The sequence below is a fragment of the Phytobacter sp. MRY16-398 genome (assembly GCF_003925915.1).
Taxonomy (GTDB): domain Bacteria; phylum Pseudomonadota; class Gammaproteobacteria; order Enterobacterales; family Enterobacteriaceae; genus Phytobacter; species Phytobacter diazotrophicus.
Window position 1 is genome coordinate 3,542,912 of record NZ_AP018756.1, and the last position, 20,689, is coordinate 3,563,600.

A 20,689-nucleotide genomic window follows, 5' to 3' on the forward strand; every position below is an offset into this window, starting at 1 on the left:
GTAAGAGATAACGCCTGGGAGACGGTGAGGGATCACCGCTCCGGACTGAAAACCAAATCACCGCGAGCAAGCGGCTGCGGCTGCATACCCAGCCAGGCGCTGTAGCCCAGGCGCCCTGAACCGCCCAGCGCCGCGCCGTTCACATCCTGACTCTGTAACAACACGCGCAGGGACCATTGATACTCAATGCCGAGATACTGACGAACCCAGTCGCGAAGCCGGGTTACCCAGGCCTCTCCGGGCAGAAAATGGCGGTAGGTTTCAGCATCCAGCGGCCCCAGCTCGATGCGAAAGTTATGGGCGACATCGCGTACCGCCGCCCCCAGAAAGGCCGATTCCCCCAGACGCGGCGCACGACGTCCGCCCTGTAACCGCGCTCTTTCTCGCTCACCCAAAGGCATCCATTGTGGAACATTCGCCACCACCTTCACCGGCACGTTGAAGTAGGCGCGCAGGATCTTCTCCAGCCCTTCCGGGTCACGGCCATTACGCGTTAAATGTCCGGCCAGGGCGAAACGGGCATGCGGGCTAAGAGACCCCTTTTCCAGTTGCCCCGGCTGCCCCATGCCGATAAGCGAAGCGATATACCGCTCGAAGCGTTTGTTGTCCGGGCGATCCAGTGAAACAGTGGGTTGCGCATCGGCCCAGGCGCGATAAAACAACAGCGTCAGGCGGTGATGAAACAGGTCGGCAAACGCCGTCAGGCTCTCATCCTGATGGTGATCCAGCCGCTCGCGCGCATACTCAGTCAGGTGCAGCGGCAGCGGCCCGTTCGGCCCGAACAGACCAAAACTTAAAATCGACACATCATACAGAGATGACTGGTCGCGCTGACGCACCTCTGCCAGGGTCGAAGGGGCAAAACCGAGCGACGGTTTCTGACCAATACGCAGAGGTTCAAAGCGCGGCAGCGGCGCGCGCCCCAGCGGATAACGCTCGCCGCCCTGGGCATCAACACGGCGCAACAGGGTGAACAGATCGTAACGCCAGGGCGCCGCCATCACGTTCTGCCAGAACGACGGCGGCATGGCGGTTGCCCGCGTCACGGGCGAAAGACGGGTCAGCGTTTCGCTCATATCAGCGCCCTTTTGCCCATCCGCGGTGGCCAGTAGCCCACCTCGCCGCGCTGCTGGCTGTAGAGCGTGAACTCGGTAAAGCTGTTCATCGCCACCAGCCGGGCAAAGACACGCTCCAGTACGCTACCGAACAGCCACGGGCTAAAACCGGAAAACGCCTGTTCGTCCACCGTCAGCGAGATACTCACGCCACGGGCAAAGACAATCGGCCCCGGCTCCGGTACCCGGCGGTGTACCGGCTGCAACACGCATTTGCGCACGCCGTCAATCTGTCTGGCCACCGGAGCTTCCGCCAGCCGGGTGTAGAGACCCAGCAATTGGCGAAGCGCCGCCGCCCCTTGCCCTTCTTCGCCGTCCATCAGGCTCAGGTAATTCATCTGTAGCTGGCTCACCAGTTGCCAGGTACTGAACCCTTCCGCCAGCGCCGGACGCGGTGGCGTTGGCCCTTTGCGCAGATGCGGATTTTTAACCGGCAGTGAGTCCGGCAGCACAAATTTGCCCATCTCCTGCTGGAGCATTAGCGGCAGATCGCGACTGGTACAGAGCACTTCGGCGGTGATGTAACGCAGATCATCGCGCCAGGGCGCGTGCTGTTCATCCACCAGCGAGGCAAACACCTCCGAGCCGATATACCCGGTACGCGTACCGTAGCGCTGGGCATGTTCGGACAGGCCGCGCTGTTCGCGGCGCAGTGAAAAGTAGGCGCCGTAGTTGCCGTTATCCTGGCTCTGGCTGCGCCAGAACGGACGAAACTCTTGATCATCACGCTGCCCGTCAACGCTGGCATGAATACGGGTAACGGCGTAAATCTCGTAATCCATCGGACGAATGTTATCGACCACCAGATGGTATTCGTGCTGGCTGTCGCTCAGTTTTTGCCGTTCCGCCACTTTGGCGAACAGGTTCACCACCGGGGTGCAGTGCAGCGCCAGATGGTTTTTATCCACCACGCGCTCAAGCTGATCATCGGCTTTATCCAGCAGGATGATGATGTCAAAGGTGGTGGCATCACCGCTCTGCGCCAGCAGTGGACGCAGCCCTTTCAGGCTGAAAAAGAGGAAGCGCGACGGAAAAGCAAAATACTCTTGTAGCAGACGGTAACCGTCAAAGTTACGCAAATCGTCCGGCAACAGCGCCTGGTCGGACTCGAACCCTTCCTGACGTAGTGCGTCTTCCGGCAGAACCAGCGGCGCGGTTGAGGTACCGGGAATCAGCGCCAGCGCCCCGACCTGGTGCGCCATCAGCAGCTCCAGCAGTTGCAGTGCCTGCATATCCGGGCCACTTAAAAAGAACTCCACGCGGTCAAAATCAAGGTGTGAGAGTTTCACCGGTCCGTCACAGCGCAGCCGGATCCGCAGTGCGCTGACCGCCCCGCTCTGGCCGAGGCCGATACGCAGCAGCGGCAGGTCGGCGGGTACGCCGCCCAGTTCGACGGCGCTAATGCTCAGCGGCAGTAACGTCACATCATGTGCGGTGGTGTAACTGCAGGTGACGCCATTTTTCTTGAGCGTCTGGCTGTCCATCATGGTGCCGCGCGGCACCACAAAGCCTTTACTTAAATCGCCTTTTGCCGGGTCAGGCTGCAGTTCGGCAATCGCCATTGACGGGGTGGGCGCAAGGTAGTTTGGCGCGATCATCTCCAGCAGACGCTGAGAGAACCGGGGAAATTCGGCGTCCATCTTGAGCTGCACGCGGGAGGTCAGAAAGGCGAACCCTTCCATCAGACGCTCGACATACGGGTCGGCGACATCCATGCCCTGCATTCCCAGCCGCCCCGCCACTTTCGGATAGCGGCCCGCAAACTCCTGACCCATTTCCCGCAGCCAGGCCAGTTCGCGGTTGTAATACTCGAGTAATTTACTCTCCACGCTTACCCCACATCTTTTAACTCGAAATGGCCATTTTCCAGGTCGACATCGGTGCGAAACAAAAAGGATAACGGATACGGCACGCACCACAGGCGGCCTTTGATTTCAATCGATAAGACGTTGTGCAGATCCAGCGACTTTGTATCGGAGATGCAGCGCACCATCAGCCCCTGAGGCAAAATACGCGGTTCGAAATGCAAAATCGCGTCGGTAAGCTTGCGCTGGATATCCTGCCATTCAATGTCGGACATGCGCTGACCGGCCAGTGGCGCCACGCCAAAATTGGCGACCGAGCGGCGCACGTGACTCAATTTTGAGAGATCGTTTTGCGCCTCGTTATTGATGGTGTTGAACAGCCACTGCAGGTCACGCAGTACGTGGCGGCGCAGCGCATTGTGCGAGACCAGATTGCTGTTGAGCGGCTCCTGCTTTTTGTCCGGCGCGTCATCGGTCAGGCGGTCCAGCAATGACGGCTGCATTTTGTCGCGCGCCCCCGGCGACTCTTTGCCGGTTCTGGCGCGCCAGCCGCTACGCAGCAGATCGCGGTCGTCCTGAGGCTGACTACTCATGCGCATCGCCTTTGGCAAAACGCAGGCTGGCTAAATCGAGCAGCGGAAATTCCGCCGTATCGTTAAGCCACACTTTTTGGCCGCGCCCCATGTAATGGGGCTCCTCGCCCGGCAGCGGCTGCCACTCGGTGGTGCGTGAGAGCAAGAAGCGGTCTTCAACCTGATTGTCCAGCGGATAGCGCGCCGGGATCTGGCACACCTGCTCGCTACCGTCGTGCAGACGAATGCGGGTGTGTCGCCAGACCAGATCGATGACACTCGCCGGGGCTTGAAACTCCATCTCTTCAATCGCGCTGAACGGCAGCCAGAAGTAGCGTCCGTTGACGATGGCCTCGCAGACCGGGCCAAAGCGGCAGTCGCCATCCATCAGCCAGTTGAAGCTGTGGGTGGTGCCATCCTGTAAGGTCAGTTCGCCAGGGATGGCCTCGGCCTGTTCCAGCGCCCCAATGCGATGTGAGCAGGCTTCGGTAGCGGAAAGATCGAGGGCGGCAACCATTGCCGCCAGCCACGGCCATTGTTTGTCCGGCATCGCAGGACGCGCCCGTCCGGCCATCACTTCTGCACGCTGACGTTCACCATTGATGGTCTGTTCAAGCAGGGTGATGGTCGGCTGCGCCTGTGGCGTCAGCGCCAGCCAGCTTTTGAGCTGTGCCAGGGCGCGTGGCCAGTTGCCCTCAAGGCAGAGCATTTGCGTAAAGGCCGCACGCAGGTCGGCATCGGTGGGCTGCGTGCGAATGCGGTTTTCCAGTTGCCCCAGACTCTCCCGGAGGGATTCTCCCGCGAGTTGTTGCTCTAGTGTGTTCATCACCGCTCCTCTGTGTAAAACGAATGAAATTGTGGTTTTTTGCGCTCAGCGCATACCCTCGTACCGTAGCTCCGGTAAGCATCGCGCCACCTGGGGCCGTCCCGGATGGCGGCGCAAGCGCCTTATCCGGGCTACGCGGTGAGCTGCTCGCTCGGTCCCCTCTTGAGGATTAGGGGGAAAACTAGTGCACAGCCTTATACGTACCGACCGCCGGGTCGCGCAGTTGCGGACGCAGGGAGTCAATCAGCAAAATGTTGAGGGTCGTACCGGGAGCGAACCACGGGGTCCAGACCTTACGCACCTCGTCAAGCCGTGCCTGCAGCCGGGCCTGATCGTTGGCCAGTTCGCGAGAAACTTCGACGGCGACGGTGCCGTTTGCCTGCCAGCCGCTCAGAGAAGGCACATAAGGCAGGATCATCCAGCTCTGCCCGAGACTGCCTTCGCTGGCCACCATTCGCTCGTTGTTCACTGTGGTTATCAACAGACGGTCGGCGTCCGCACTCTCGCTCAACCCGCTTACCGGGAAACCGTGGACAAAGGTCATGGTGGTTTTACGCTCAATGCCGTTGGTGATTTGGCTAACATCACTGCGACCATTGAGCCAGCCGCCCTTCTCACATTTGCCGTCGTCTTTGGCCGGGATAAACAGCGCCGGGCTGCTGCTATCACCCTGCCAGAATGTCCGCAGATGGCAGCCATCCTGGAGAGTAAACTCCTGCCACGGCGTGCGGTTCGCCGCCGGGGAGTTATCTTCCGGGCGTCCTTCCGGCAGTTGTAAGCCACTGGCGGTATTGGTCGCAGGCGGCGTACTTGTCGCCGCAGCCGCCGGAGTGACAACCGGCGCCCAGTCTTTCGCTTTGCTTGCGGTCCCCTGGGCCAGCGTGTTGTTTTGCGCATCGGTCAATTTCCAGCGCACCAGCGCCAGCGTGCCGCACTGGTTTTCGAGCAGCGCGCCCAGACGCGGCATAAAACTGTCGAGCACGGTGACTTTTTTATCGCCATTCGCCACGATACGCAGCGGTAATTCCCGCGCACACCAGCTTTTCGGCGAGTTATCCGCGATGTCGTCGATCCAGATATCCAGTTTTTGTGTAGGAGACTGCACGATACGGTAGTTTTCAGCCTGAGCGCCAAAACAGACCGCGAACAGCGCCAGCCCCGGAAGCCAAAGTTTCATAAAATTCCTTGTAAGCCTGTATCAATCACGAAGAGGGAAAAACTGCGACGCTTGCGCCAGCGAGTGCAGAAGCGTGGTGTCCTGTGGAGCACCGACCCATACCGCTACGGCGCTGTAATTGTCCTGCTGATCATGACTTTCCACGTTGGTGCGCAGCAGTATCTGATTCATTAATGTCAGCCATTCATGGGGGGTATTGACCATATGCAGGGACTGTTTCATCTGCTCTTCGCTCACCCCGTGCCAGAAACCGTCGGTGCAGAGCAAAAACACATCGCCATCTTCAATCGGTACCACATCGCTGTAGCTGGCTTCGCGCTCATCGTCACCCAGCCCTAACGCGAAATAGAGCAAGTTGCTGTTAATACCCTCGGTCTGGTGTCCGGCGTCTTTCATCTGCTGTACCAGGCTGTGATCGGTGGTGACGTGGTACAGCCACCCGCGGCGAAACAGGTAAAGTCGGCTGTCTCCCGCATGTACCCAGTAGGCAAGATGGTAATCACGGTCAATAAACAGACTCACCATGGTGGTGCCCATACGCTGAAACTGCTCAGTCGCTTTTTGTTCGGTGCGAATGGCGTTGTTGGCTTCGTTGATATACTCGCGAATGTATTGCGCATTCAGATGCTGGTCGCCATCGAAGCGGGTGATGATGGCATTGCGGGCGAGCTCGGCCGCCACATCGCCGCCGGGAAGCCCGGCAATACCGTCGCATACCACGAAACATGCGGCGCGCTCGCCAATGCTTTCACCGGTTTGATCCTGGTTACTCGCACGCGCGCCCTGTCGGGACATTGAGGCGGTGCTGATATTCATTGTTGTTCTTCCGATGCGCTTTGTGAATCTTTGTACTGGTTTACTTCCATGTCGTAGGCATGCAGGAACGCCTCGCCAAACAGCGTGTGGAAGTCGTCATCGATTTCACCGGCCGTTTCAGCGTAAGAACGCACAAAATAGTCCCACAGCGCCGCTTTGCGATTGGAGAGCATGCCAAGACGCGCAGTGGCGCCGTCGCGTTTCGCGTCCTCTTCCAGCAGTTCCGGGTTAAAGGATTGCAGCATGGCGGCGATAATGGCGCGAATACCGGAGATCATCCCTAACTGGTGGGCCTGTAAGTCGATCAACGCATCGCGCACCGACTTTTTCGGCGGCATAAAGCCGGGCATACGGGTACCGAACATCTGCATCAACACGGTTTTGCCGGAAGGCAGCAATTTAAACGGGTTGTTGGCGTCATCGAGCACCATCGTCATGTCCGCTTTTACCCCACGTTTAAGGATTGAGCGTGATGACAACAGCGCCACTGTCCCTTGCGAAAACATGCTCAACATCTGTCCGAGTTGACGCATGTTTTCCCGATCAAACTGCGGCGTGGGCTGCATATCACTGAGCCCCATCCCTTCCAGCAGCGCATCCAGCAGTTCGCCTTTAAGGACATCACCGCTGCTCTCACCGCTGCTGGTCGTTGCAGATTGCGCGCTTTCGCTCTGTACCGGGTCAATACGCAAGCGGCCTTTTGGCGTCTGGGCGGCGGCACGCTGTACGGTTTGCGGCGTGGGTAACGTGATGGGGACATATTCCGGCATCTCGCTGTTGGCTTCCGGCGCCACGGGTTCCGGCGCAACAAACAGCGGCTGCACATCCTCTGGCTCGGTGTGCGGCACGATATCGTCATGCGGCACCACCGGTTCAGGCTGCGGCGGGACAGGTGCCTGCCAGGACGGTTCCGCTTTCTTCGGCTCAGACGGGGCAACATCATCTACATGACTTAGCGGCACGGCGCCACTGAGTAGCCCCAGCGGATCGTCATCTCGTGCCTGCTGCGTGCTCGCCCCGGCACCGCCAAAGAGAGCTAACGGATCCAGTTCATCCGGCGCGGGTGCGTCATGTTTAGCCGTGGGTTCTACGGGCGGCACCAGCGTTGACGGCGTGACATCGGCGAAAATGCTGTCGTTTTTGAACAGCGGTTCGTCGTTAAACAGCTTGTCCGTGTCGATGGTACGCGGCGCGGCAGCGGATTCGTTTTTACTCAATAAGGCCAGCGGGTCTTCCGGGTTGCGTTCCGGCTCTTTCGGCGCGGCAAACGGATTGAGCGCCTGGGGCTCTGGTTTCGCACGGTTACTGGAGATGCTGTCGGAGATGGAAAACTCCTGCATCAGACTGTCCCAGATCTCCGTTGGCACGGCGGTGGTGGCGTTCTCTTTTTTCTCCACCGGGGCCGGATCGGGCGTAAGTCCTGCCTGCACATTCGCCGCCATACGGCTGACTGGCTGGGTGTCCAGGATCAAATCGGTCACTTCAATGCGGTATTCGTCAATATCCAGGATATCGCCATCCTGCAGTTCAACCTGGCGGCCCCGCTCCAGCGGAATGTCGTTGAGTACGACTCGGGTCACATTGCCACGGTTAGTAATGCGGCATTCACCGTTCCCGGCGATATGTACGATTGCCTGCAGGCGCGAAATGGCACGCTCATTGTCCGGCAGCACCAGGTTATTGTCCGTTCCGCGTCCAATGGTGCCTCCCGGCGGATAAAAATCGCAGCGGCTTTGCGGAGGTTGATGGCCGGGTTTATTGGTAACTATTGTGAATCGCATAGCGTATTCCTGCTGGAGTTATTAGCGTTCCGAAAAGGGTCAGTTCTGATAACGCTGGTGCTGGAAAATAAAAATGCCAGTGAAGCCTCAGTGGCTTAATTAATGGGTTGTAAATCATTAAGTTTAATATATCCCCGCGCCTCGCCCAGCAGACCGGGTTTATTTTCATCACGTACCGCAACCTGAATCCAGTTAGCGTTGATTGTTTTTATTTTTACCAGTGGCGTTCCGGAAGTGACAGGCTGTAAATCTTTCGCCCCGTCATCGGGTTGTTGCTTGAAGTGCTTATTCTCTACCCCTGATTTTAGGGTATAGGTCATCATCCAGGGGAAGGCTTCACAACCCGCGTTTTTTTCAATTATATTGGTATCAACAGCGTTTTTATCCGCAGGTGTGAAATGCTTCAACTCGCCAGTAAAGTAACGATGATCGCACTCTGTCGATCCGGTAAGTTTATCGACCGTAATAGCACCAGCACGCTCAATGTGCCCCTCTTTCCAGGTCAAAAACTCAGATGGAAGATGGGTAAAGTAACGCTTGAGTTGCTCAGGTTCAGCGTTTTTTTTGTCAACATTAAGGTTGATGACCTTCTCGACATTGTCGCCATCTTTAGTGACGAAATAACGGTATTTCAGTTCTGGCGTATTTCGCTGACCATCGTCGCTCCATACGGGCAGCCAGTAGACCTGAAGAATACCCTGGTGCAGGGTCTGTTCTGCGGCTGTGGAAAGTGAAGCAAAAAACAACGTGCTGATAACAATAAATGTCTTGAGCATGACCCGTCCCTTTCTAATTACTGCAATTTACATAACATGATGTAATCGTTACTGTAAAATTCTCAATACCTTCTTGCGTCAGGAAATTTTTCAGCTCATTCAATTTCGTTACGCTGTTGCCGACAAAGTTATCACCTTTTGTTGCGCCAATAAGCAGGCAGCCATCTGTGTTGTCAGGGTAATTCCCATTATGAATTAAGATATAACGTGAGACTGGAACGGATGAGTTATAAAGCAAAGGAACAGGATTATGTGATTGCACAGTGGGAATATTACTATTATGCCACTGCAATCTATAAGATCCTTCCGGAATCCTTTTTCTTAGGGAAGGTGCGAATAAGCAGGTCATTTCTTCCCAAGCTGACTCGCTGATTAAAATTTCGCGGATCTGGGCCGATTTTTTTCCCGCAAACACATCGAATCAGCCTATTTAGGCTATTTTTTCCACCATTTCTGGCGTTATTTCCGGTTTTTACTGAGATCTCTCCCACTGACGTATCATTTGGTCCACCCGAAACAGGTTGGCCAGGGTGAATAACATCGCCAGTTGGTTATCGTTTTTCAGCAGCCCCTTGTATCTGGCTTTCACGAAGCCGAACTGCCGCTTGATGATGCGAAACGGGTGCTCCACCTTGGCACGGATGCTGGCTTTCATGTATTCGATGTTGATGGCCGTTTTGTTCTTGCGCGGATGCTGCTTCAAGGTTTTTACCTTGCCGGGACGCTCGGCGATCAGCCAGTCCACATCCACCTCGGCCAGCTCCTCGCGCTGTGGCGCTCCTTGGTAGCCGGCATCGGCTGAGACAAATTGCTCCTCTCCATGAAGCAGATTACCCAGCTGATTGAGGTCATGCTCGTTGGCCGCGGTGGTGACTAGGCTGTGGGTCAGGCCACTCTTGGCATCGACACCAATGTGGGCCTTCATGCCAAAGTGCCACTGATTGCCTTTCTTGGTCTGATGCATCTCCGGATCGCGTTGCTGCTCTTTGTTCTTGGTAGAGCTGGGTGCCTCAATGATGGTGGCATCCACCAAAGTGCCTTGGGTCATCATGACGCCTGCTTCGGCCAGCCAGCGATTGATGGTCTTGAACAATTGACGGGCCAGTTGATGCTGCTCGAGCAGGTGGCGGAAATTCATGATGGTGGTGCGATCCGGCAGGGCGCTATCCAGGGATAATCGGGCAAACAGGCGCATGGAGGCGATTTCGTACAGGGCATCTTCCATGGCACCGTCGCTCAGGTTGTACCAATGCTGCATGCAGTGAATACGCAGCATGGTCTCCAGCGGATAGGGCCGTCGGCCATTGCCCGCCTTGGGATAAAACGGCTCGATGACAGCGGTCATATTCTGCCATGGCAGAATCTGCTCCATGCGGGAGAGGAAAATCTCTTTTCGGGTCTGACGGCGCTTAGTGCTGAATTCACTATCGGCGAAGGTGAGTTGATGGCTCATGATGTCCCTCTGGGATGCGCTCCGGATGAATATGATGATCTCATATCAGGAACTTGTTCGCACCTTCCTTAGCCCGGATTCCGTCGTATCAGGTCCGGGGCGTTCAAGAATATAACCACTTATCGTACTGCCGGAAATATCATACGTACTGATCGTTGAACTGTCAGTTTGCCAGAGACGCTTTATGGAGATGAGATAATTTGCCATACACTCCCCTTAACGCTTTCAGCGATCCCTTTCGGGATCGCTGCAAAAGACCTTACGCTTCTTTGTTTTCTTTGATATTCCAGCCGGCACTGGTTTCAGCGCCTTTACCGCCAGAAGAAGACTGCTCCCAGTACTGCTGTTTCACTTTTGCAGCCTGGAATGCGTAAGTTACGCCAACGGTGTCGCCATTATCCGCACCGGTGTACTGCACGGAAGTTACTAACACTTCTTCCAGCGTAATGCGCGCATATTCAACCTGCTGACCGCCCGCTTTGCAGACAGAAAGCTCAACTTTGGTTAAGTGCTTGCCGCTGGCGCAGTGTTTCAGGATTGCCGTTGTGGATTTGTCAATTAATGCGTTTACATGCAGGTCATTGAAATTAACTTTACCGGCACCACCGCCGCCGCCGACGCTCATATTCCCTGGCTGTGAAGCGCCCCAGGAAAAAGAAGTAATATCAGTCCAGCCGGTGTGGTTAGAATCTTTCGACTCACCCGTAACGCCATCGACCTTCAGAAACATATCAATAGCCATAATATTTACTCTTCGTTAATGATGATTATTGCTTTCGAAAAAGCGTGTATATACCAGTCATCGCTGATGGTATAGAACTAATGGGTAAATATGGGGCCAGCTAAAACCGTCCATATTTTACCTCTCCCTCATATCCGCCATCATGACCCTGACGGATATGCTTTGCACCCTCTGAACAACAAGGGTCGCGAAGATTAACGCTGTGAATTGTCTAATAAAATAATTCTAAAAATAGATTATATTGTGTTCCCGGAACCCGTTTTCCGGATAGCCTGGGAATAGTTTAATTTACATAACATTATTGTGATAGGCAGTTCCAGATATATCACTACATATATCACTACGCGGGCATTCTTTACGCCGCGCCAAAGAATAATGATGCTGTTTTAACATTTTATAAAACAAGCTCATTTTTTCTGCTCTTTTTTACAGGGAAAAACAGCAGACAGTGATTCAATAATAAGGGTTGATGCCCGGGTTTGACGCTCCTGCGGTGTTAAATTCGCAAAACGGGAAGAGAGATTTTCATGGGCTGAGGAGGGAAGTAGCCGTTGATAACTGCACCAGGTTTTTCCTTCCGTCGCATCCATCACGCCAAGAAAATACATTTCAGCCTTGATCCGCTCCCGTTCGTTGGTTTTCGAGAACCAGGCTTGCGCAAAACGCTCACTGCTCATATTGACGTCAAACCCTGTCAATAACCCGGTATCTCGCAGAAAATTCGCGGTGTCATCCTGGGGTAGCGGCTCTGCTCGCGGGTATTCATAGGTCTCAGCGTTTGCCAGTCCCGTCGCGAAACAACACAGCAGGCTAAGTGCGATGTAACGTTTTTTCATATCCAGCTCCCTGTTCCCGGATGCGGCAAACCTCACCGAACCTGTTCCTTATGTAGCCCCGGTAAGCGCAGCGCAACCAGGGGAAATATGACCGTCGTTCTTAAAAAACATATCAATAACCATACTGTCTGTTTTTCGTTAATGATGATTATTGTTTTTGAAAAGTACTTCTATGGCAACAGCATCGCATGAGTCCGAATAACACTTTTCATATTGTACACTGGTTTTTACTACATCGAATGACATGCTATTATTCTTTCACTCCCTGCCCTTTCAAATTTAAGGATTGAAAATGAAAAAATTCCTCGCGCTGACTGCAATGTTTATTTTACTGCTTGCCGGAGTGTATACCCTTGTGGATATCATTCAATCGCTCTGGTTGGTTCTTAAATATGAATCGCTCAATCCCTACTCCACCGGCGCATTAACAGGAAAAGTGCTGTTTCTCCTGGTTGTCTGCGGTTTGTTTTTTCTTGTTCGCAGGATTTATAAGAATAAACTCACTCATCGTTAAGGGCCAACCACCCTGTTCCTGCGGTGCCTGAGGCATAAGGATGAAAATACCGTTTGCTGTATTCTTCACGCCTTTGGCGCCCTGGCAACAAAATGGTCAATGATCTGCTCGGTGAACATTCTGTTGGTACTGAGATAATTAATCGCCTCAATCCACGGTTCCAGTACGTCCTCTACCATAAAATAAAGCAAATCCAGATCGCCCGCCTCGCGCAAGGCATAGTAAATAGATTCATTAAGCTCTTTCAGATCCCTTGAGCTATAAATGGACCGTGAAATCATTGCCCCGACACCCAGCACACCGGTTATTTTTGCAGAAAGTAAAAAGCGCGGGATGATGTATGTGCCGAACCAGGAGGCCAGTTCACTGGCAAAAACCGTTTTAAAGGCCAACTTACCTAATTGAGAGCCAGCCACTTTTAGCATTATTTTTTCCAACTGCTCGTGATTTAAGCCGTGGACATAGCGATTGATGACAATATAGATAAGTTGCCAGAAGTCTTTGGACGTCACCCCACGTTTCGTTAGCTCGCCCAGGCGAATGCGCTCCCTCTCATTGAGGCCACTGTTCTCGGTATCAAACATGTCCTTTGCCAGGGTCCACATATCCTGTGGTAAAGAGACAAAGCTATCGATGGCCGCCTGCAAGACGATATCCGCTGCGCTTTGCTTCTCGGGATTTAAAATCTTTAACATCCCCTCCGCTATCTGAACGGGTGAACCAGACATAATGGTGTGCTCCTTGCTAACCAATGGATTAAACAGTATGTATGATGCACGGTGCCGCAGGCATGTTCACGGCCAGCCTGCGGCGTCTCCGCTCTTATGCCTCTTTGGTTTTCAGCGACGGCAGTTTTGATACCAGACGCAGTGAGACAGTCAGCCCTTCCAGTTGATAATGCGGACGCAGGAAGAATTTCGCGGTGTAGTAACCGGGGTTATCTTCAATCTCCTGCACCTGCACTTCGGCGGCGGCCAGCGGTTTGCGCGCTTTGGTCTCCTGAGAGGAGTTTGCCGGGTCGCCATCGACATAGTTCATCACCCAGTCGTTCAGCCAGCGCTCCATTTCATCACGCTCGCGGAAAGAGCCGATTTTGTCGCGCACAATGCACTTGAGATAGTGCGCAAAACGGCAGCAGGCGAAGAGGTACGGCAAACGGGAGGCCAGACGCGCGTTAGCGGTCGCATCGGCGTCATGGTATTCCGTCGGTTTTTGCAGCGACTGGGCACCGATAAAGGCGGCAAAGTCAGAGTTTTTGCGGTGAATCAGCGGCATAAAGCCATTTTTCGCCAGCTCGGCTTCACGACGGTCACTGATGGCGATTTCAGTCGGGCACTTCATGTCCACGCCGCCGTCATCGCTCGGGAAGGTGTGGCATGGCAGGTTTTCCACCGCCCCACCGGATTCGACACCGCGAATCGAGGTACACCAGCCATACTCTTTGAAGGAGCGGTTGATGTTCGTCGCCATCGCATACGCCGCGTTCGCCCACGAGTAGTTGCTGTGGTTAGCGCCATCGGTCTCTTCTTCAAAGTCGAAGCTATCAACCGGATTAGTGCGAATACCGTACGGCAGGCGTGACAGGAAGCGCGGCATCACCAGCCCCAGGTAGCGGGAGTCTTCCGATTCACGCAGCGAACGCCAGGCGGCGTACTCGGTGTTCTGGAAAATTTTGGTCAGGTCGCGCGGGTTCGCCAGCTCCTGCCAGGATTCCATCTGCATCACACTTGGTGCGGTACCGGTAATAAACGGACAGTGCGCCGCCGCGCCGATACGCGCCATCTCGCCCAGCAGTTCCACATCCTGCGGACTGTGATCGAAATAGTAGTCGCCAACCAGGCAGCCAAAGGGTTCGCCACCGAACTGACCGTACTCTTCTTCGTAGATTTTTTTGAAGATAGGGCTCTGGTCCCAGCCGACACCTTTGTAGCGTTTCAGAACGCGGCCCAGTTCCGGCTTCGAAATGCTCATAAAGCGGATTTTCAGCATTTCGTCGGTTTCAGTGTTGTTGACCAGATAGCTCAGCCCACGCCAGGCGCTTTCCAGTTTCTGAAACTCTTCGTGGTGAATGATCTCATTGACCTGTTGAGAGAGTTTTTCATCAATCCCGGCAATCAGATTCTGAATCGTGCGATAAGTGTCCGAGGAGAAGGTGACGGTGTTAGCCAGCGCCTGCTGGGCCAGCGTCTGTACCGCAGACTCGACCGCTGAACGCGCCTGTTCCGTTTTCGGGCGAAACTCTTTGCTGAGCAGCGCGCTAAACTCGTCCTGGCTGAATGTTTCGCCCTGCGGCAAGTCTTGCTGTTGGGTTACATTGCTCATGATTTACTCCTCTTTACCTGACGTGCTATCACGGTTGTCCGGCATCTGGCTCAGCGATTTCAACAGTGTCGGATCTTTCAGGATTTTAGCAATCAGCTCTTCCGCGCCGTTTTTACCGTCCATATAGGTCAGCAGGTTGGAGAGCTGAGTACGGGCTTCAAGCAGTGAATTCAGCGGCTCGACTTTGCGTGCCACCGCATCCGGCAGGAAATCTTCCATGCTGTCGAAGGTCAGATCGACGTTCAGTTTGCCTTCTCCGGTCAGCGTGTTGTCCACCTGGAAAGCCACGCGCGGTTTCAGCGCTTTCATGCGTTCATCGAAGTTGTCGATATCGATATCAAGGAACTTACGTTCGTCAACAGAAGGCAGATTCTCAACCGGTTTACCCACCAGGTCGGCCATCACCCCCATCACAAACGGAAGCTGAATTTTGCGCTCCGCGCCATACACTTCCACGTCGTATTCAATCTGAACGCGTGGCGCGCGGTTACGCGCGATAAATTTTTGTCCACTGTTACTCGTTGCCATGATGTTCTCCATCGAAGATGCGCGGTGACGCTATCGGGATTGTTTCACCCTGTCGTCAAAGGTTATGGGTGACGCCCAAATATGTTTTCCAGTTGCTGCACGCCATCCGGCGCCAGATCGCGAACGATCGCCATAAAATCCAGTTCGATCAGCCGCTGTACGCGGTCAATCATCAGCGGGGCGGGATGGCTTGGCTCATGCTGAGCAAAATAGAGCTTCACTTTTTCCAGCATCAGTTGCGCATCGGCGCGACTGTTAAGCTGCACGCTCCGCCAGTCCGTATGATTGACAGGCGCTGCGGCGGGTGTCGTCGCCGACGCCTGAGGAATAGAAGTTGTTGCTGTCTCGTCGGGCTGCGCCTCGTCGCCTGCGCGACCTGCGCGGTTAATCAAGGTTGCGGTCTTAATGAGTTGTTCCATTTCCGGCGCACCACTCTCCCCAAGACGTTCCACCAGCCAGCTACGGATGGTGAGCAACCGTCCTTCGATTTGCATCATGACGCTGGTGGCCTCTTTTCCGGCGCGGGCCAGTTCGTCAACCAGCCGTACGCGTCCGCCCGGAAAATTGGGGCACTCTGTTTTGCTGCCGTCCAGTAGCGCCTGAGCGTCGCGGACTGTCAGCTCATCGCCATTGCTACGCAGTAAAATCGACTGGCGCAGCGTGGCGGTGAGTGTGGATTTATCACTGAGTTCTGCCAACGCGTTAATACGGTAAAACGGATCTTCTTCACCGTTTTCTGTCAACGCGGGCCACAGATCATCCCAATAGAGGGCCAGTGCCTGGCCAATAAGTGAAAGCCCGTCTGCATACCCTTCCAGACCACGGCGACGCGTCCAGGCATGGGTCAGCGCCAGCATGACGCGCAGATCTTTAGTGCGTGACAGCAGCGCGGTGGCCAGCTTTTCAACACGCGTCCAGTCTGCCGGCTCTGCGGGAATAATGGTGTCACCAAATTGCTGTTCCGCTTTGCCCTGGCTTGCCTGTTCCAGCGCCTGAAACTCAGCGTCATACTCCAGGTTTTCACCACAGGGCTGCGTCGGGCTGATGGGTTCAAGTAAGGTTTCAAGAGTCATACACAGATTCGCTTAATCAAACATCGGAGGATAAAGACCATGGCGCCCCGGTCGTGCACCGCCGGCCGGATCGAACAGCATGGTAAAAAGCTGCCCGGTAAAATTGCCGCTGTGCACATGCGTATAGAGCGGATAGCCATCGCTACGGTTGGTCCACCAGAAACTGGTCTGGCGCAGCGGGTCAAAACATTCTGCGGCTTGACGCCAGCTCAACGTCGGCGCCGCGTCGCCTTCGTAACCGATAACATCGAGGATTTCCGAGCGGTTTTCTTCTACCACGGGCTGCGGCGTGGGAATCGACAGCAGCGCCTGATCAAGTTGTTCTGCGGAGTAACTGTTGCGGATCGCATGCAGCAGGGTTCGCCCCAGTTGCTCATACCAGTCCCCCGACTGCGCCAGTTGGCGTGGAGACCACTCCAGTGGATTTATCGCCAGCAGTGCGCACAGCGGATATTGCCGCCCGACGCTGTCGCGACCGGGTAACAGACAGCCCATCTGCACCTGCTGACCACCTAACATTGGCGGCACGACAAAATTCCATATCGGCGCATTGCCGAATTGCCTGTCCGCCGCACGCTCTTGCTCTTTTTGCCAGTTCAGTAGCCCCACCTGAAACCAGTGGGACCATTGACGCTGGAGCGCGTCCGGGAAACGTCGCTGTAAGAAGTCGCCGGCACTGGGCAATTTTCCATACCAGCTAATTGCACTCGTCGTAGTCATTCGACTTTCCTTGCGGTTAAGGGCATGCGAAACGGGGAAGCTGAAACGGGTTGCGAATGCTGCCAGGGATGAACTCAAGCGTGACCTGGTGTCCATCAACGTTGTAGGTTGCCTGGCGGCTCAGGCTGCTGCTGCCCGGTGTCACACGCGCCTTGTCAACAAAGCGGTTCAGCGCCCATGCTCCATTGGTCACCAGCGTCGAGGTGGTGCCGTTCGTCAGCCCAAGCTGCATCCGTACCTGGTTGGTTCCGCCCGGCCCTGGCCAGTTCACCAGTTGCACCGCCTGTGGACCGTGGCTGTAACGGAGAATCTGCCCATCCACATCCAGCGTGAGGTTCAAAATCGCGTTGTCCATGCTCACGGTACGCACCGTCACACGATAAGAGGGCGTCGTGCTTCCCCCGGCAAAAAACGCATCACGAATAGATTGCGCCTGTTGAAACGGCGCCAGTAATCCTTCGCTACCTGGCAAGGTCTTACCATCAATGCCCGGCATAAAGCGCCAGGGTGACTGGGTGGTATCCACTTTGCTGGTCAGGTTGTCACGAAAGAAACTGTCCATCAGGCCGGTGCCAGGGGCAAACATGCGCGCCAGATCGTCTGGCGTCACTTCACTGCTGGCGTTACGAACCAGCGGGTAACGACCGGCGATGGCCTGGCGGCAAAAACCGCCCACTTCGACACTGATGCGCTTGCGGACATTTTCCAGCTCGCGGCTTTGCGTATCGCTGCTGGCGCCCACCGCCATATTGCTGAACATGGACTGCAACCCGCCGGGCAGACGCCCTGCGCTGGCCTGCAGGCGACTGATGGCTTCACCGCCGGGGGCAGGCATGCCGCTGTTGGCCGCATCCTGTACCGCTGTCAGATAGCGATAAAGTTCATCAACCTGCTTTAAAAAATCATCAAACACGATGGTTTTGCCGCCTTTTTCCAGCGGCTGAGCCAGTTCGATAATCGGCGCGTAGTGTTCCGTTACCCGCTGTTCCGGCGTCTGCGCCGTCGCGGCGGCGGGCGCAGCGTTCGCGTTATCACGATTGCCAAACAACACGTTGAGTGTGCGGCTGGTGCTGTTGCCCTCCTCCGGCTTTTTTTCGCCCTCTTCCGGGGTGTCACGGGTCAGCGTCAATACCTGGCTTAAGTTAACCACCAACTGGCGCAGCGGCGAACTGTTGCCCGAGAGCAGCCGTGCTGTATTAATACGCTGTGAAAGATTGGCACTGTTGTTGAGCGCGATATCACTCAGGAAGCTGTCCCACTGGCTGATAAAATCCCGCGCGTAAAGCTGGCGTACCGCGTTATCCGTCTGCTGCTGATCTTCTTGTTTGACGGTGGAACCAAGTACCCAGGCATCATCGGTATGCAGCGCGTTGGTCACAGTGCCAATCTGCTTATCGAAATGCTGCCAGTAACCGTCCGGGGTATATAAACCGGGGATACCGTCATTGAGCGACTTACCGCTCTTGCGCGAGAACACCAGCTCACTTTGCGGGCCACCCAGCGAGGCCAGCGAAACCGGCTTGAGGTTTTCATCCGCCGCGAGCAGACGTTTCAGGCGTCCGTAGACGCGCGCCGCGAGCGGTTGCTGGTTGATTAACGCCTGCTCCCTGGCAATCAGTGCTTCATCTTTGGCAAACGGCGAGGACTGAATTTGCGGCTCCAGCAGTTGGGTCAAATGCCATTCCAGACGACGAAGCTGGGCCTGCGTCATGTTCTGCGGCAGATTACGCTCCAGGTTGAGCATGACCCACTGATGCAGGAACTTGCCGTCATAATGTTTCGGCTGGTAGAGCATCTGATACGCTTTTAACGCTTCGTAGCTGTATTCCACATCGCTGCCGTTATCATTTCGCAGCCAGGTGGTGATGCGTGACGCCACATCCGGTAACAGCAGCTCCTGCAACGCTTTTTGGTACAACGCCTGCGATGCGTCAGAGACGTCATAGCCACGATACAGCCCCATACGGCGGGTCAGTGGCGGGCTGTTAACATCGAAGTCCTCACTTTGCGGCAGCGCCGCGAGGCTGTTTAGCAGCGGCAGTAAGGCAAAGACATCGCCTTGCGGACGCTCGCGCAGCGCTTTAATCTCCTGGCTGATACCAGGCACTTTGGCTTCGACTTCCTGCAAATAGGTTTTGTTGTTGCTGTAACTTGTCAGCCACAGACCGCTAATCACCACCAGCAGAACCAGCAGCGCGGCATAACCGGCCCACATGACCGCCCGGTTGCGCATTTCCCACCAGCGATTCTGCCCGGCAATACCGGCTTCCTGAAAAATAACGTTTTGCAGCAGGTTTTTGATAAAGAAGCTTTGTCCTTTACCGCCGGGTACCGGCTCCTCTTTGCTGACGCTATCCCAACTGTCACCGATATTACCACGAGGAAGCGAGAGTGAACGTCCCAGTTCTCCCATCACCCGGTCAAACGGCAACCCTTCCTGGGTACCGCTCGCCAGATAGATACCGCGCGGTGAAAATTCGGTTTCAAAGTTCGAGCGGGCAAACAGCGTTTGCAGATAATCGGCCAGTAGCGGACGCAGCGCGGCAAATTCCTGAGGGAACAGGTAGCTTTCGGCTCTCGCTTTCGGATCGCTCTCGTGCAGCAAAATATCCGGTAAGGCCGCATCGAGGCGCTGTTGCAGTAACGCGTACTCCTGGGTAAAACGCCCCATCAGGTCAAAATCGGCCTGCTTGCCCTCCTGCCAGGGGAAGGTAAAACCCCAGATCTGGTCACGCTGGGCTTTATCGAACCCGGCAAAATAGGCACGAAAGCCTTTCAGGAGATCCGCTTTCGTCACCAGCACATAGACCGGAAAACGGATGCCCAGTTGTTCATGCAGTTCAGTCAGGCGTTTGCGTAGATTAAGCGCCTGTTCGCGTGAGGCATCGCCTGACTGGGTGAGCAGGTCGGCAACGCTCACGGTGACAATCACCCCGTTGATGGGCTGACGGCGACGGTATTTTTGCAGCAGACCGAGGAATTTCAGCCATTCGCTGGCATCCTGAGCCTGCTCGCTCTCCTGGGTGCTGTAACGCCCGGCGGTGTCCAGCAGAACCGCTTCATTGGTAAACCACCAGTCACAGTTGCGCGTACCGCCAATCCCACGCAGCGCCGTTTTACCAAATTTGTCGGCCAGCGGAAATTGCAGCCCGGAGTTGACCAGCGCGGTGGTTTTCCCGGCGCCCGGCGCACCAATGACGACATACCAGGGCAACTGATACAGGTACTGCGTGCTGAAACGCTGGGTCCATTGCCCGCCACGCTGACCCGGCTGGTTGAAATGCGCTTTTTTCAACACCTGAGACGCTTCTTCAAAACGGTCAGCGAGGATTTGCTCTTCGCTGTTCAACCGTTTGTGATCCGCCGTCTCTTTCGGCGCATTGTCGCTTTTCAGGTTGTCCATCAGTTTGCGGTTTAGCCACGCGTTGTAAAGACGCGGAATAATGTGGCTTTGCACCCAGATGAAATACATCACCGCGATGGTGATAATTCGGTTTTGTTCAGATTCCAGCGGGCGTGAATCAACGACAGAGAGCAGCGGACCTATCATCCATATCACCGCTGCCAGCGCTGTCATCCCAAGAAAACCCCACAATATGCGGTTCGTCAGAATTGAAAGCAGACTATTCATCC

The 20,689-nt window shown here is 55.2% G+C and carries 20 protein-coding genes; 1 reads left to right on the top strand and 19 read right to left on the bottom strand.

Annotated features, from left to right (window positions below; all coding sequences use genetic code 11):
* Positions 1 to 32: 32 nt before the first annotated feature.
* The 13 genes from tssG to MRY16398_RS30665 all read right to left on the bottom strand — a co-directional run bounded on the left by tssG (position 33) and on the right by MRY16398_RS30665 (position 11,899).
* Positions 33 to 1,076 carry a type VI secretion system baseplate subunit TssG gene (tssG, locus tag MRY16398_RS17360; protein ID WP_039079474.1) on the bottom strand — a complete coding sequence of 348 codons (1,044 nt, stop codon included), beginning with the start codon at positions 1,074 to 1,076 and terminating at the stop codon, positions 33 to 35.
* Entirely contained in the window at positions 1,073 to 2,944 is a 1,872-nt protein-coding gene (gene tssF / locus MRY16398_RS17365; RefSeq protein WP_039079475.1) for a type VI secretion system baseplate subunit TssF, read from the bottom strand. Before tssF ends, tssG begins: the two co-directional genes overlap by 4 nt.
* A 2-nt stretch (positions 2,945 to 2,946) precedes the next feature.
* Positions 2,947 to 3,513 (bottom strand): type VI secretion system baseplate subunit TssE, encoded by a 567-nt coding sequence (tssE, locus tag MRY16398_RS17370; protein ID WP_071195232.1) that lies wholly within the window; start codon positions 3,511 to 3,513, stop codon positions 2,947 to 2,949.
* The gene (locus MRY16398_RS17375; protein ID WP_125124899.1) at positions 3,506 to 4,318 is read right to left on the bottom strand and encodes a type VI secretion system accessory protein TagJ; all 813 of its coding nucleotides are present in this window, start codon (positions 4,316 to 4,318) and stop codon (positions 3,506 to 3,508) included. The genes tssE and MRY16398_RS17375 overlap by 8 nt, the downstream gene beginning before the upstream one ends.
* Before the next feature lie 181 nt (positions 4,319 to 4,499).
* Positions 4,500 to 5,495: a hypothetical protein gene (locus tag MRY16398_RS17380; RefSeq protein ID WP_125124900.1), complete on the bottom strand. Its 996-nt coding sequence runs from the start codon at positions 5,493 to 5,495 to the stop codon at positions 4,500 to 4,502.
* Between the two features lie 21 nt (positions 5,496 to 5,516).
* Positions 5,517 to 6,311: a PP2C family protein-serine/threonine phosphatase gene (locus MRY16398_RS17385; protein ID WP_125124901.1), complete on the bottom strand. Its 795-nt coding sequence runs from the start codon at positions 6,309 to 6,311 to the stop codon at positions 5,517 to 5,519.
* Positions 6,308 to 8,092 carry a type VI secretion system-associated FHA domain protein TagH gene (gene tagH, locus MRY16398_RS17390; protein WP_125124902.1) on the bottom strand — a complete coding sequence of 595 codons (1,785 nt, stop codon included), beginning with the start codon at positions 8,090 to 8,092 and terminating at the stop codon, positions 6,308 to 6,310. The genes MRY16398_RS17385 and tagH overlap by 4 nt, the downstream gene beginning before the upstream one ends.
* Before the next feature lie 95 nt (positions 8,093 to 8,187).
* A complete protein-coding gene (locus MRY16398_RS17395; RefSeq protein ID WP_125124903.1) occupies positions 8,188 to 8,868 on the bottom strand; it encodes a hypothetical protein in 681 nt (226 codons plus the stop codon).
* 13 nt (positions 8,869 to 8,881) lie between these two features.
* Entirely contained in the window at positions 8,882 to 9,247 is a 366-nt protein-coding gene (locus MRY16398_RS17400; RefSeq protein WP_350354100.1) for a DUF5675 family protein, read from the bottom strand.
* Entirely contained in the window at positions 9,162 to 9,359 is a 198-nt protein-coding gene (locus tag MRY16398_RS31305) for a hypothetical protein (RefSeq protein ID WP_350354092.1), read from the bottom strand. Before MRY16398_RS31305 ends, MRY16398_RS17400 begins: the two co-directional genes overlap by 86 nt.
* The gene (locus MRY16398_RS17405) at positions 9,341 to 10,321 is read right to left on the bottom strand and encodes an IS5-like element ISKpn26 family transposase (protein ID WP_000019441.1); all 981 of its coding nucleotides are present in this window, start codon (positions 10,319 to 10,321) and stop codon (positions 9,341 to 9,343) included. Before MRY16398_RS17405 ends, MRY16398_RS31305 begins: the two co-directional genes overlap by 19 nt.
* Before the next feature lie 259 nt (positions 10,322 to 10,580).
* Positions 10,581 to 11,063, bottom strand: a complete 483-nt coding sequence (locus MRY16398_RS17410; RefSeq protein ID WP_039079483.1) for an Hcp family type VI secretion system effector — start codon at positions 11,061 to 11,063, stop codon at positions 10,581 to 10,583.
* 407 nt (positions 11,064 to 11,470) lie between these two features.
* Positions 11,471 to 11,899: a Rap1a/Tai family immunity protein gene (locus MRY16398_RS30665; RefSeq protein ID WP_172600671.1), complete on the bottom strand. Its 429-nt coding sequence runs from the start codon at positions 11,897 to 11,899 to the stop codon at positions 11,471 to 11,473.
* A 292-nt stretch (positions 11,900 to 12,191) separates the two neighbouring features.
* Between MRY16398_RS30665 and MRY16398_RS17420 the strand changes: the two genes are divergently transcribed.
* Positions 12,192 to 12,413, top strand: a complete 222-nt coding sequence (locus MRY16398_RS17420; RefSeq protein WP_039079485.1) for a hypothetical protein — start codon at positions 12,192 to 12,194, stop codon at positions 12,411 to 12,413.
* Positions 12,414 to 12,478: 65 nt separating this feature from the next.
* On the opposite strand, the gene MRY16398_RS17425 is transcribed toward MRY16398_RS17420, so the two are convergent.
* From MRY16398_RS17425 to tssM, 6 genes are all read right to left on the bottom strand, one after another.
* Complete coding sequence (locus MRY16398_RS17425; protein WP_052249280.1) at positions 12,479 to 13,141, bottom strand: hypothetical protein; 663 nt, start codon at positions 13,139 to 13,141, stop codon at positions 12,479 to 12,481.
* 94 nt (positions 13,142 to 13,235) lie between these two features.
* Entirely contained in the window at positions 13,236 to 14,735 is a 1,500-nt protein-coding gene (gene tssC / locus MRY16398_RS17430) for a type VI secretion system contractile sheath large subunit (RefSeq protein ID WP_039079486.1), read from the bottom strand.
* 3 nt (positions 14,736 to 14,738) lie between these two features.
* Positions 14,739 to 15,263, bottom strand: a complete 525-nt coding sequence (tssB, locus tag MRY16398_RS17435; protein ID WP_039079487.1) for a type VI secretion system contractile sheath small subunit — start codon at positions 15,261 to 15,263, stop codon at positions 14,739 to 14,741.
* A gap of 62 nt (positions 15,264 to 15,325) precedes the next feature.
* Complete coding sequence (gene tssA / locus MRY16398_RS17440; RefSeq protein ID WP_071195225.1) at positions 15,326 to 16,336, bottom strand: type VI secretion system protein TssA; 1,011 nt, start codon at positions 16,334 to 16,336, stop codon at positions 15,326 to 15,328.
* 12 nt (positions 16,337 to 16,348) lie between these two features.
* Positions 16,349 to 17,056, bottom strand: coding sequence for a type VI secretion system-associated protein TagF (gene tagF, locus MRY16398_RS17445; RefSeq protein ID WP_039079489.1), 708 nt, complete (start codon positions 17,054 to 17,056; stop codon positions 16,349 to 16,351).
* A gap of 16 nt (positions 17,057 to 17,072) precedes the next feature.
* On the bottom strand, positions 17,073 to 20,687 hold the full coding sequence (gene tssM, locus MRY16398_RS17450; protein WP_125124905.1) for a type VI secretion system membrane subunit TssM: 3,615 nt from the start codon (positions 20,685 to 20,687) through the stop codon (positions 17,073 to 17,075).
* Positions 20,688 to 20,689 lie beyond the last annotated feature (2 nt).

What these genes read in the sequence shown, in the direction of transcription:
- tssG (WP_039079474.1), bottom strand. Translation starts at nt 1,076, where the DNA reads ATGAGCGAAACGCTGACCCGTCTTTCGCCCGTGACGCGGGCAACCGCC.
- tssE (WP_071195232.1), bottom strand. Translation starts at nt 3,513, where the DNA reads ATGAGTAGTCAGCCTCAGGACGACCGCGATCTGCTGCGTAGCGGCTGG.
- MRY16398_RS17375 (WP_125124899.1), bottom strand. Translation starts at nt 4,318, where the DNA reads ATGAACACACTAGAGCAACAACTCGCGGGAGAATCCCTCCGGGAGAGT.
- MRY16398_RS17380 (WP_125124900.1), bottom strand. Translation starts at nt 5,495, where the DNA reads ATGAAACTTTGGCTTCCGGGGCTGGCGCTGTTCGCGGTCTGTTTTGGC.
- MRY16398_RS17385 (WP_125124901.1), bottom strand. Translation starts at nt 6,311, where the DNA reads ATGAATATCAGCACCGCCTCAATGTCCCGACAGGGCGCGCGTGCGAGT.
- tagH (WP_125124902.1), bottom strand. Translation starts at nt 8,092, where the DNA reads ATGCGATTCACAATAGTTACCAATAAACCCGGCCATCAACCTCCGCAA.
- MRY16398_RS17395 (WP_125124903.1), bottom strand. Translation starts at nt 8,868, where the DNA reads ATGCTCAAGACATTTATTGTTATCAGCACGTTGTTTTTTGCTTCACTT.
- MRY16398_RS17405 (WP_000019441.1), bottom strand. Translation starts at nt 10,321, where the DNA reads ATGAGCCATCAACTCACCTTCGCCGATAGTGAATTCAGCACTAAGCGC.
- MRY16398_RS17410 (WP_039079483.1), bottom strand. Translation starts at nt 11,063, where the DNA reads ATGGCTATTGATATGTTTCTGAAGGTCGATGGCGTTACGGGTGAGTCG.
- MRY16398_RS30665 (WP_172600671.1), bottom strand. Translation starts at nt 11,899, where the DNA reads ATGAAAAAACGTTACATCGCACTTAGCCTGCTGTGTTGTTTCGCGACG.
- MRY16398_RS17420 (WP_039079485.1), top strand. Translation starts at nt 12,192, where the DNA reads ATGAAAAAATTCCTCGCGCTGACTGCAATGTTTATTTTACTGCTTGCC.
- MRY16398_RS17425 (WP_052249280.1), bottom strand. Translation starts at nt 13,141, where the DNA reads ATGTCTGGTTCACCCGTTCAGATAGCGGAGGGGATGTTAAAGATTTTA.
- tssC (WP_039079486.1), bottom strand. Translation starts at nt 14,735, where the DNA reads ATGAGCAATGTAACCCAACAGCAAGACTTGCCGCAGGGCGAAACATTC.
- tssB (WP_039079487.1), bottom strand. Translation starts at nt 15,263, where the DNA reads ATGGCAACGAGTAACAGTGGACAAAAATTTATCGCGCGTAACCGCGCG.
- tssA (WP_071195225.1), bottom strand. Translation starts at nt 16,336, where the DNA reads ATGACTCTTGAAACCTTACTTGAACCCATCAGCCCGACGCAGCCCTGT.
- tagF (WP_039079489.1), bottom strand. Translation starts at nt 17,056, where the DNA reads ATGACTACGACGAGTGCAATTAGCTGGTATGGAAAATTGCCCAGTGCC.
- tssM (WP_125124905.1), bottom strand. Translation starts at nt 20,687, where the DNA reads ATGAATAGTCTGCTTTCAATTCTGACGAACCGCATATTGTGGGGTTTT.